The sequence below is a fragment of the Streptomyces sp. NPDC059853 genome (genome assembly GCF_042731495.1).
Lineage (GTDB): Bacteria > Actinomycetota > Actinomycetes > Streptomycetales > Streptomycetaceae > Streptomyces.
In genome coordinates this window covers 24,759-34,401 of sequence record NZ_JBHWJL010000023.1, presented here as the reverse complement: position 1 = coordinate 34,401, position 9,643 = coordinate 24,759, and the positions used below count along the sequence as shown (strand labels likewise).

Annotated in this window: 10 protein-coding genes; 3 read left to right on the top strand and 7 right to left on the bottom strand. The window is 75.8% G+C overall.

Going from position 1 to position 9,643, the window contains the following annotated elements:
* The 4 genes from ACFV5N_RS04685 to ACFV5N_RS04670 form a co-directional block, all read right to left on the bottom strand.
* The coding region (locus ACFV5N_RS04685; protein WP_385594009.1) for a HelD family protein at positions 1-2,104 on the bottom strand (2,104 nt) is incomplete at its 3' end.
* A 14-nt stretch (positions 2,105-2,118) separates the two neighbouring features.
* Positions 2,119-3,084, bottom strand: a complete 966-nt coding sequence (locus ACFV5N_RS04680; protein WP_385594006.1) for a CehA/McbA family metallohydrolase — start codon at positions 3,082-3,084, stop codon at positions 2,119-2,121.
* 311 nt (positions 3,085-3,395) lie between these two features.
* Positions 3,396-4,325: a LysR family transcriptional regulator gene (locus ACFV5N_RS04675; RefSeq protein WP_385594003.1), complete on the bottom strand. Its 930-nt coding sequence runs from the start codon at positions 4,323-4,325 to the stop codon at positions 3,396-3,398.
* 246 nt (positions 4,326-4,571) lie between these two features.
* On the bottom strand, positions 4,572-5,204 hold the full coding sequence (locus ACFV5N_RS04670) for an FMN-dependent NADH-azoreductase (protein WP_385594000.1): 633 nt from the start codon (positions 5,202-5,204) through the stop codon (positions 4,572-4,574).
* A gap of 129 nt (positions 5,205-5,333) precedes the next feature.
* Between ACFV5N_RS04670 and ACFV5N_RS04665 the strand changes: the two genes are divergently transcribed.
* Entirely contained in the window at positions 5,334-5,972 is a 639-nt protein-coding gene (locus ACFV5N_RS04665) for a TetR/AcrR family transcriptional regulator (protein ID WP_385593997.1), read from the top strand.
* 237 nt (positions 5,973-6,209) lie between these two features.
* The gene (locus tag ACFV5N_RS04660; protein WP_385593994.1) at positions 6,210-6,668 is read left to right on the top strand and encodes a pyridoxamine 5'-phosphate oxidase family protein; all 459 of its coding nucleotides are present in this window, start codon (positions 6,210-6,212) and stop codon (positions 6,666-6,668) included.
* A gap of 289 nt (positions 6,669-6,957) precedes the next feature.
* On the opposite strand, the gene ACFV5N_RS04655 is transcribed toward ACFV5N_RS04660, so the two are convergent.
* On the bottom strand, positions 6,958-7,233 hold the full coding sequence (locus tag ACFV5N_RS04655; RefSeq protein WP_385593992.1) for a hypothetical protein: 276 nt from the start codon (positions 7,231-7,233) through the stop codon (positions 6,958-6,960).
* Positions 7,234-7,315: 82 nt separating this feature from the next.
* On the opposite strand from ACFV5N_RS04655, the gene ACFV5N_RS04650 reads away from it, so the two are divergent.
* Positions 7,316-8,182: a GNAT family N-acetyltransferase gene (locus tag ACFV5N_RS04650; RefSeq protein WP_385593989.1), complete on the top strand. Its 867-nt coding sequence runs from the start codon at positions 7,316-7,318 to the stop codon at positions 8,180-8,182.
* An 85-nt stretch (positions 8,183-8,267) separates the two neighbouring features.
* Here the strand turns inward: ACFV5N_RS04650 and ACFV5N_RS04645 are convergent, their stop codons facing one another.
* Both ACFV5N_RS04645 and ACFV5N_RS04640 read right to left on the bottom strand, forming a co-directional pair.
* Positions 8,268-8,804, bottom strand: coding sequence for a hypothetical protein (locus ACFV5N_RS04645; protein ID WP_385593986.1), 537 nt, complete (start codon positions 8,802-8,804; stop codon positions 8,268-8,270).
* Between the two features lie 69 nt (positions 8,805-8,873).
* Entirely contained in the window at positions 8,874-9,395 is a 522-nt protein-coding gene (locus tag ACFV5N_RS04640; protein ID WP_385593983.1) for a DUF6624 domain-containing protein, read from the bottom strand.
* Between the last annotated feature and the right edge of the window lie 248 nt (positions 9,396-9,643).

The following is a 9,643-nucleotide window of genomic DNA, read 5'->3' as shown; positions in this document are numbered from 1 at the left end:
CCATCGCCACCACGACCCCCACCGTGCCCGGCACCTCCGCCAGCAGCCGCCGCGCCGCCGTCAGGACCGCCGCCCGGCCCGGGGTGCGCTCCGGCGTACCGCCGGGGCCGGCCGCCACCTCGTACACCGGCTCCACCCCGGTGGCGCGCACCGCGCGCGGCGGCACCGCGCCCGGCATCGCCAGCGTCAGCACCCGGTCGGCGACGGCGGCGATCTCGGCCGGGTTGCGGTAGTTCACGGTCAGCTCGAACCGGCGGCGCGGCCGGGTGCCCAGCGCGGCGTCCTTCTCGGCCGCCGCCTCCTCCGGCGCCGACCAGGAACTCTGCGCCGGGTCGCCGACGATCGTCCACGTCGCCTGGCGGCCCCGGCGGCCCACCATCCGCCACTGCATCGGGGTGAGGTCCTGCGCCTCGTCCACGATGATGTGCGCGTAGTCCGCCCGCTCCCCCTCGCGCTCCGCCAGCCGCTCCCGGCGCGAGGAGCCGCCCCCGCCGATCCGGTCGGCGTAGGTGGTCAGCTCCTCCAGGCCGGTGAGCAGATCCAGCGGGTCGGCCTCCCGCGCGGCCCGCTCCCGCGGCCGGGACGGGGTGCCCAGCACCTGCCGCAGCTCGTCCAGCAGCGCCACGTCGTGCACGGACAGCCCCTCGCCACCGGCGGTGACCCGCCGCAGCGAGCGGGCCAGCTGCCGCACCTCGCGGGGCCGCAGCACCCGGCGCGCCCAGCGGGCCAGCCGGGCCTCCTCGGCCATGGCCCGCAGCACCTGGAGCGGGGTGACCTCGGGCCACCAGGCGTCCAGGAAGTCGGTGAAGGCGTCCTCGGTACCGACGTCCTCGCCGAAGCCGTCGCGGGCCTCCTGGAGCAGTTCGGCGTCGCCGTAGTGCCGGGCGGCGGCGCCGGACTTCTGCCACAGCGCGTCCAGCAGCAGCCGCCGGGCGCGGGGCCGCAGCAGATTGACCGGGGCGCTGCCGCCGAGCGCGGCCCGGCGGACCCGGTCCAGGTCCCCGGCGTCCAGCTCGACGCGGGCGCCCATCGCCACCACCCGCAGCCGGTCCGGCGCCCCCGGCCGCTCCAGCACGCCGCGCGCCGCCTTCGCCAGCACCCGGGCCATCGCCGCCGATCCCTTGATCCGGGCGACCTGCGGTTCGTCGTACGCCGTGGCCTCCACGCCGTCCACCAGGGAGCCCAGCGCCCGGATGGCGACCTGGCCCTCCTCGCCGAGGGACGGCAGCACGCCCTCGGTGTACGAGACGAGCAGCGGCGTCGGCGAGACGATGAGGATGCCGCCGGCGTACCGGCGCCGGTCCTGGTACAGCAGGTACGCGGCGCGGTGCAGGGCGACGGCGGTCTTGCCGGTACCGGGGCCGCCGTTCACCTCGGTGACGGAGACGGCGGGGGCGCGGATCACCTCGTCCTGCTCGGCCTGGATCGAGGCCACGATGTCCGTCATCCGGTGGCCCCGGGTGCGGCCGAGGGCGGCCATCAGCGCGCCGTCGCCGACCACCGGCAATTCGGCGCCGTCCAGGGTGGCGCGCAGTTCGGGGCGGAGCAGGTCGTCCTCGACGCCCAGCACCCGGCGGCCCTTGCTGCGGATGACGCGGCGCCGCACCACGCGGCCCGGGGCCACCGGGGTGGCGCGGTAGAACGGGGCGGCGGCCGGGGCGCGCCAGTCGATGACCAGCGGCACGTAGTCGGCGTCCAGCACGCCGAGCCGGCCGATGTGCAGCGTCTCGGCGATCTCGGCGACCGGCTCCCCGCCGGGCCCGGTGGTGACGGCGTCCTCGGCGGGCTCGACCGAGGTCAGCGCCCCGTCCGGGCCGCGCCGGCCGTCCTGGCCGGCGAGCAGGTCGATGCGGCCGAAGAGGAAGTCCTCGAACTCGTTGTTCAGCCGGGACAGGTGCACCCCGGCCTGGAAGACCTGGGCGTCCCGCTCGGCCAGCGCGCCCGGGGTGCCGACCTGCACCCGTTTGGCGGCGTCGGCCATGAGGAACTCGGCCTCGTGGATCTTCTCCTCCAGCCGCCGGTACACGGTGTCGAGGTGCCGCTGCTCGCCGTCAACCTCCCGCTCCCGTACGTCCACGACCTCGGCCCCCTTCTGACCCTGCACTGAAGAACGGCGCACTACGGTACGCGACCGGTGAGCAGCACCGGATTGGTGAGGGCCGCCATCCGCCCGTCGGTGTCGCGCACCTCGGCGCGCACGAAACCGGACGCTCCGGCGCTGGTGCCCCACTCGACGGTGTGCGCTCCGGCGCCACCGAGCGTGACGCGGTGGGCCGGGCCGCGCTCGTCATGGAAGGTGACGGTGCCCCCGGGCACCCCGCGTACCGCCAGCCGGACGGTGCACGGCTGGTCGCCGGGCGCCGCGAGCCGTTCGCCGATGCCGGCGGCGCGGCCCCGGGCGTGCGCCGTGAAGGAGAGGCCGACGCCGGACGAGGCGGCGATCCAGCTGTGCCCGGCGCGCAGGGCGGCGAGCAGCGCCGCAGGGTCCGGGCCGGTGGCCCGCACCACGGTGTGCGGGGTGCCGAGCTGGCCCGCCAGATGGGCGTCGCTGTTGCCCACGGCGGGCCGCCAGCGCCCGGCGTGGACCCCGGCGGCCAGGGCGCGGCCCCACTCGGCGAGGGCCGCCTCGTTGTCCGCCTGCCACGGCAGGTCCGAGGTCCACGCCCCGTTCCACACCTCGACGGCGTCGAACCCGTCGTACGGGAACTGGAAGGTGCCCGAGGGGTAGGGGGCGTGCGGGTGGGCCGCCACGCACAGCCCGCCGTCGCGCCGGACCCGGGCGAGCGCCCGGTGCAGGGCGGCGCCGTCCCGTACGTCGTGGTGCCAGTCGATGACCCGGCCGGGGGTCAGACCGAGGGCGAGCCAGTGTCCGGTGCGGGTGGTGACCTCGGCGCCGGGGATGACCAGCGGGTCCCCGGGGCCGGTGGGCCAGGTGCCGTGCGCGGCGGCCGTGTTGTGGTCGGTGGTGGCCAGGAAGTCCAGTCCCGCCGCGCGGGCCTCGGCGGCCAGCCGGGACGGGGGGAGTTCGCCGTCGGAGTGGAGGGAGTGGACGTGGCAGTCGCCCCGGTACCAGGCTCGGGTCATGGGGGGTGCCTACCCGGTGCCTCCCTTCGTCACCACGGCCTTGTTCCGCATCAGGAACGTGCCGGGGGCGGGGCGGCGTCGACGCGTGCTGATCGGCGACGGCTCGGCCGGTCGGGGCCGCCGGTCGTCGCGGGGTGCCGGGCCGTACCGGGAGGTGCGGGGGCCGACCGGGCGCGGCACCGGGTGGGACGACGACACCGGCAGCCGGTCACGCCACGGCGAACGCCGGAGAGGGCGACAGAGGTGCGGGCCGATGTGGCCATGGGGGCGTCTTCGGCGCCCACCCTGCGAGACAGTATGAACGGACGTTCCTACACCACGAGTTGAGCCGGAATACGAACCCGCGTGCATTCCTCATGAAGGAGCCGGGCCAGTACGGTCAGCTGGGGCGCGGCGCGGTCGGTGCGCCAGATGAGGCCGAGCTGGGACGGTTCGTCGAGCCCGTCTACGGCGAGGTAGCACACATCGCCGCGCGTGGCCCGTTCGGCCAGCGGGCGGCACACCAGCATCGCGTGCTCGCCCGAGGCGACCAGGGCCAGCCCTTCCTGGACGGTGGTGATCCCCGCCGTCGAACGGATCGGGGTGCCGGCCGGTGTGGCGCGCGGCACCCGGGCGGCCATCCAGTAGTCGGGGGCGTCCCCGGCGGGGTGCACGAGGTCCAGGCCCGCCAGTTCCTCCACCGGTACCCGCCCGGCGCCGGAGGCGGCCAGCGGGTGGGAGGAGGCGACGGCGAGCAGCCGGTCCTGCGGCGGGAACCGGAAGCCGACGGTCAGCGCCGCCTCGCGGACCGGGAGTTCCACCACGGCGGCGTCCAGCCGGCCGTCGAGCACCGCCGAGAACGGCGAGCCCAGCGGGATCTCGCTCAGCGCCATGGTGACGCCGTGGCGGGCCCGCAACTGCCGGAACGCCTCGGTGACCTCCTCGTACACGCTGCCGTGGAAGCCGATCCGCAGCTGGCACAGGGCGCCGCGCCGGGCGCGCTCCTGGGCGTGCGCGACGACGGTGGCCAGCGTCCCGTACGCCGGGCGCACCTCGGCCACGAACTGGGCGCCGAACCGGGTGAGTTCCACCCGGCGGCTGGTGCGGTCCACCAGCCGGACGCCGACCCGCCGCTCCAGCGCGGCGATCAGCTGGCTGACTCTGCTCTGCGAACAGCCCAGGCGGGCGGCGGTGCGGCCGAAGTGCAGTTCCTCGGCGAGGGCCAGCAGGCACTCGATCTCCTGCACCTGGATCTGCTTCACATCGATCAGCGTAGCTCATCGATCGTTGAGAAGATCGCTGTTGTTCGGGCCCGTGCGGCGGGGTTGGCTGAGGGCATGGTTCCCGCAGCACCGCCGGTTCCGGACGCCGGCCCCGGCCCGGCACGTACCTCCGCACGGCAGTGGACGGCGATCGCCGTCCTGTCGCCGGCCACCTTCGTCGTCGTCACCTCCGAGATGCTGCCGGTCGGCGTGCTGACCCCGATGGCCGAGCCGGGGCGTCGGCCGTCAGCGCGTGGCCAGGGCCCGGCCCGCCTCCCGGGCCGCTGCGCGGGCCCGGGTGTGGTGGTCGGCCGCGAGGTCGCGCAGGGGCTCCATCGCGGGCTCGACGGCGGCCAGCGTCAGTTCGCGCTTGATGACCGTCAGGTCGGCCTCCCAGATGTCGCCCAGCACCCGCTCCAGGTACGGCGTGGAGTGGTCCCACCCCTCGCGCGGGGTGCCGGGGCCGTAGCCGCCGCCCAGCGTGGTGACGAGCACCGTCGGGGTGCCCTTCAGCAGCGGGGTGGTGGGCCCGGCACCCGCGATGACGAGGTCGACCCAGGTCTTGAAGTGCTGGGAGACGCCGTAGTTGTACAGCGGGACGGCCAGGATCGCGGCGTCGGCGGCACGCAGTTCGTCCGCCAGCGTCGTGCCGAGCGCCAGCGCCTCGCGCTGGGCCGGGGTGCGGTCCGGCTCGGGGGTGCCGCCGCCGGTGGTGGCCAGGGCCCAGGCGTCGGCGGGCAGGGCGTCGGTGCCCAGGTGGCGGCGGGTCACGGCGCCGCCGGGGTGTGCGGAGGTCCACTCGGCCTCGGCTATGTCGGCGATCTCGGCGCCGGCGGAGGTGGTGGGCAGGATGCTGGCGTCCAGACGGAACAGGTTCATGCGGGCTTCCTCGGGTGGGGCGGTATGCGGACGTGGGCATGCACGGGCGGTGGCGACGGTGGCACCGCCGTACGGACAGCCTAAACGGACTTTACCCCGCTTCGTATTCCTGCCGGTAGATTGGCCCGCGTGGATCCCTTCCTCGTCCCCTTCGGCAAGCCGCGCCCCGAGCGCGCCGACGCGGTGCGCAACCGCGAGCACCTGCTGCGCACCGCCCGCGAGATGATCGCGGCCGAGGGCGTGGACAAGGTGACGATGGACGGCCTCGCCGAACGCGCCGGGCTCGGCAAGGGCACCGTCTTCCGCCGCTTCGGCACCCGGGCCGGCATCTTCCGGGCGCTGCTGGACGCGGAGGAACGGCGCTTCCAGGAGCGGGTCCTGTCCGGCCCGCCCCCGCTCGGCCCGGGCGCGGCGCCCGTCGACCGCCTCGTCGCCTACGGCCGCGCCCGCACCGCCTTCCTCCTCGACCACCAGGACATCGCCCGCGCGGGCATCGACCGCAACCGGCCCGTCCCCGCCTCCGGCGCCTCGCTCACCCAGCTGCACCTGCGCATGCTGCTGCTCCAGGCCGCGCCGATGCCGCACCTGGACGCCGTCGTCGTGCAGCTCACCGCCGCCCTGGAGGGCCCGCTGGTGCTGTACCTGTCCCGCCCCGAGGACGAGGCCCCACTCCCCCCGGACGTCGCCGACTTCTTCGGCGACGCCTGGCAGACCCTCATCGAACGCCTGGTGCACGGCCCGCAGGCCGCGCCCGGGCGCGACAACTAGGCCGTCTCTTCCGGATCTTCGTGGATCAGGCCGCGTTGTCGGATGCGGTGCATCGCAAGGCGCCGGAGTGGTGTCCTTCGGGCGGTTCGGCAACGCGGCGAGGTTCCCCCGGCCTTCGGCCGGGAGGTGCCCCCAGTAGCCGGCGGCGCGGCCCCGCGAAGATCCGAAAGAGACGGCCCAGCGCCGTCGCACGCCCGGCGGCGGAATGCCGGGGCCCTCAGCGCGGTTGATCGCGTCATGACGGATCGACCCGGGCCCCGCTTCCTCACCGACGACGCCCTGTCCGCGCTGCTGGCAGGCCAGCGGTTCGGCACCGTGGCCACCGTGCGGCGCAGCGGCCACCCGCACCTGACCACGATGCTGTACCACTGGGACCCGGAGACCCGGGTCGTGCGGATCTCCACCACGGCCGACCGCGCCAAGCCCGGGCACATCCGCCGCGACCCGCACGCCGCCCTGCATGTGCCGGGCGGCGACGTGTGGTCGTTCGCGGTCGCCGAGGGCGAGGCCGAGGTCTCGGAGATCACCGCGACGCCGGGCGACGCGGTCGGCCGCGAACTGCTCGACATGCTGCCCGCCGACATGCGGCCCGTGGACGAGAGCGCGTTCCTGGAGCAACAGGTCGCCGAACGCCGGGTGGTCATCCGGCTGCACGTGCGCCGTCTGTACGGGACCGCCCTGGAGGTGAGCGGCTGACGGCCGCCGGCCCGTGGGGCGAGCCTCCGATCGTCTCTTGCGGATCGGGCCGCTCACCCGGCTGACCCCGGGAGGTGCCCTCTCGCGTCGTTCAAGGCGCCGGAGCACCTCACCGGGGTGTTCCCCGGGCGGTTCGCACCGTGACGGGGCCCCCGGCCTTCGGCCGGGAGGTGCCCCCAGTAGCCGGCGGCGCGGCCCCGCGAAGATCCGCACGGGACGGGCTGGCCCCCGCCCGGGGCCGGCCTCGCTCGGTCGCCGCCGGACCGGCGGCGGACGGCCCGTACGGCGCTCACTGCTGGGCGCGGTACTCGTCCGAGGGCTGGGCGAGTTCCGGGTGGTGCGCCCCGTACCGGTCGCCGTGGAGCGTCAGCATCGCCCAGTGCCAGGCCTCGTCGTGGAAGACGAGCCAGCGGTACGGGGCGTCGGCCGGCTCGTACGGGTACGCCTCCAGGGCCGCCCGCTCGGCGTCCGCCGGGCTCAGTCCCCCGTGGCGCCGCATCACCCACGCGTAGGCGCGCCGTTCGGACCGCAGGTGACCGAGGTACTCCGCCTCACTCCACGTCACCGCCCCACGGTAGCCGTCCCGATGCGGGCCCGGCGCGCAAAACCGGGTGCGCGCCGGGCGCCGCGCCGGGTGTACTCGACGCATGACGATCGCCGCGCACACCCCCGGAGTCGACGAACTGCCCGGTGTCCTGGCCGTGCTGCGGCAGTGGCAGGACGACGCCGCGCCGCCCCAGCTGCACCCCGGCGACCTGGGCTGGTTCTGGCGCTTCGGCGCCCGGGCGACGGCCCGCGCGGTACGCACCTGGCAGCGGGACGGACGGATCCTCGCCCTCGGACTGCTGGACGGTCCCCGGCTGTTCCGGCTGACCCTCGCCCCGGACACCCACCGCGACGCGGAGCTGGCGCGGCGGCTGGCCGATGACCTGGCCACCCCCGAACACGGCGTGCTCGGCGCCGGACCGGCATCCGTCGAGGCGCCGGAGAGCACCCTCGTGCACGGGGCGCTGGCCGCGCGCGGCTGGCGCCGCGACGAGCCGTGGACGCCGCTGCGCCGCGACCTCGCCGGGCCGGTGCCGGACCCGGGCGTACGGATCGAGGTGGCCGGGCCGGAACGGGCGGGCGAGCGGGCCGCCGTCCAGCGGGCCGCGTTCGAGGTCTCCTCCTTCACCGAGGCGCGCTGGCGGACGATGGCGGCCGGGCCGGCGTACAGCGACGGCCGGTGCCTGGTCGCGTACGACGGCGGCGGCACGGCGGTCGCGGCGGTGACGGTCTGGTCGGCGGGCCCCGGCCGGCCCGGGCTGCTCGAACCGCTGGGGGTGCACCGCGACCACCGCGGGCGCGGCCACGGCCGGGCGATCACGCTCGCCGCGGCGGCGGCGCTGCGGGCGCTGGGCGCCTCCAGCGCGTTCGTCTGCACGCCCGCCGCCAACACCGCGGCCGTCGCCACCTACACGGCGGCCGGTTTCCGCCCGCTGCCCGCGATGCGGGACAGCCGCCGGGACGGCTGACGGCCGTCCCGTCCGTACCGCCGGGCGCCGCCCCCGGGCGCGGAACCCCGGCCGCGCAGGCACGGCCCCGGCGTCCCCCGGTGTGTCAGTGCCACAGCCGGAACAGGTCCGTGTCCCCGCCCAGCGCCCGGGCGGCGGCGACCGCGCCGGTGAGTGGCGTGCCGAGGGCCAGCGTCCGGTAGTAGAAGGCGGCGGCGAAGGCGACGGCGGCCGTGCCGTCCGGATAGCCCTGCGGCGCGATGTACGCGGAGCATCCCGCGTCGAGGAAGCCGCGCGCCATCGCGTCGCTTCCGGTCATGCAGCCGGTGGAGAGCACCACGGGCTTGTCCAGCCGCCCCAGTTCGGCGGCGATCCCGGGGGTGAGCACGTCGTTGAACGGCTGCTCCGCCGCGATCTCGGGGGCGAGTTCGTCGAGCAGGATGCCCCGCTCGTCGCCGTGGCAGCACAGCACCAGGTGATCGGCCCGGCTCAGGGTGCCGTTCAGCACGTCGGCGAGATGACGCGGGGATCCGACGGGCAGCAGCCTGACGTCGGCGCCGTACTCGGCGAGGAGAGCGCGCAGCGCGTACGGCTCACCCCCGGTGTGACCGATCGCGACGACATCGGCAGTGGCGGCGAACATCCGGACGGACTCCTGTCACCCGTTCCTCTTCACTGACCTCCCCATTCTGCGGCCCCGGGGGCACGGTGCTCACGAGCGGGGCTCCGCCGCCGGTGCGTGCCGGGCGGTGTACGCCGCGAACGGCTCGATCCCGGCCGCCGCGCGGCGGGCGTCCAGACCGGCCGGGTCCTCGATCGGCCACGGCACCGGGGCGCCGTCCCGGACGCCGCCGATCTGGGTGCCGAAGAGCTGCTCGCGGCCCTCGTTCACCAGGGTGCGGTCGCGCAGGAACGCCAGGTCCCGGGCGCTCGCCCGGCCGTCGGCGACCGCCGCTTCCAGCAGCCGTACGGCGCGGCGCTGGACATCCAGCCGGCGGTCGGCGTGCTGGGCGATCAGCCAGGCGGCGTGGGCGGCGTCCGCGCCGAACCGGTCGGCGGTGGGCCAGCCGTACTCGTCCATGATCGCGTTCAGCCGGTCGGCGTGCCGGGCCGTCAGCCGGTGCCAGCGCAGGCGTTCGGCCGGGTCCTCGCTGAGGCCGAGCGGGGCGGTGCGGTGGTCCTCTTCGGCCATGGCGGAAAGCTCCGCCGCCAGTTCTTCCGTCGTGTGGGTCATGCCCCCACGCTAGAACGGGAATCCGGCGCGAAGATCATCTCGTGGGAGGGTGACTGCGGGGCCGTTCTCGCGGCAGAATGGATGCATCCCCGGAAGCCCCCGCCACGTGGCCGGCTTCCCGGCTTTCCGCCCCGGGCGGGCCCCCTGATAGCGTTTTCCGCATGTCCGGAGCTTCGTGTGCGGCCGCCTGCGCCGCGGTGACCAGGACGTCCCGCTAGCGGCGGGCGTTCGACTCACACACCATCATC

What these genes read in the sequence shown, in the direction of transcription:
- ACFV5N_RS04660 (WP_385593994.1), top strand. Translation starts at nt 6,210, where the DNA reads ATGACGGATCGACCCGGGCCCCGCTTCCTCACCGACGACGCCCTGTCC.
- ACFV5N_RS04650 (WP_385593989.1), top strand. Translation starts at nt 7,316, where the DNA reads ATGACGATCGCCGCGCACACCCCCGGAGTCGACGAACTGCCCGGTGTC.
- ACFV5N_RS04640 (WP_385593983.1), bottom strand. Translation starts at nt 9,395, where the DNA reads ATGACCCACACGACGGAAGAACTGGCGGCGGAGCTTTCCGCCATGGCC.
- ACFV5N_RS04680 (WP_385594006.1), bottom strand. Translation starts at nt 3,084, where the DNA reads ATGACCCGAGCCTGGTACCGGGGCGACTGCCACGTCCACTCCCTCCAC.
- ACFV5N_RS04645 (WP_385593986.1), bottom strand. Translation starts at nt 8,804, where the DNA reads ATGTTCGCCGCCACTGCCGATGTCGTCGCGATCGGTCACACCGGGGGT.
- ACFV5N_RS04670 (WP_385594000.1), bottom strand. Translation starts at nt 5,204, where the DNA reads ATGAACCTGTTCCGTCTGGACGCCAGCATCCTGCCCACCACCTCCGCC.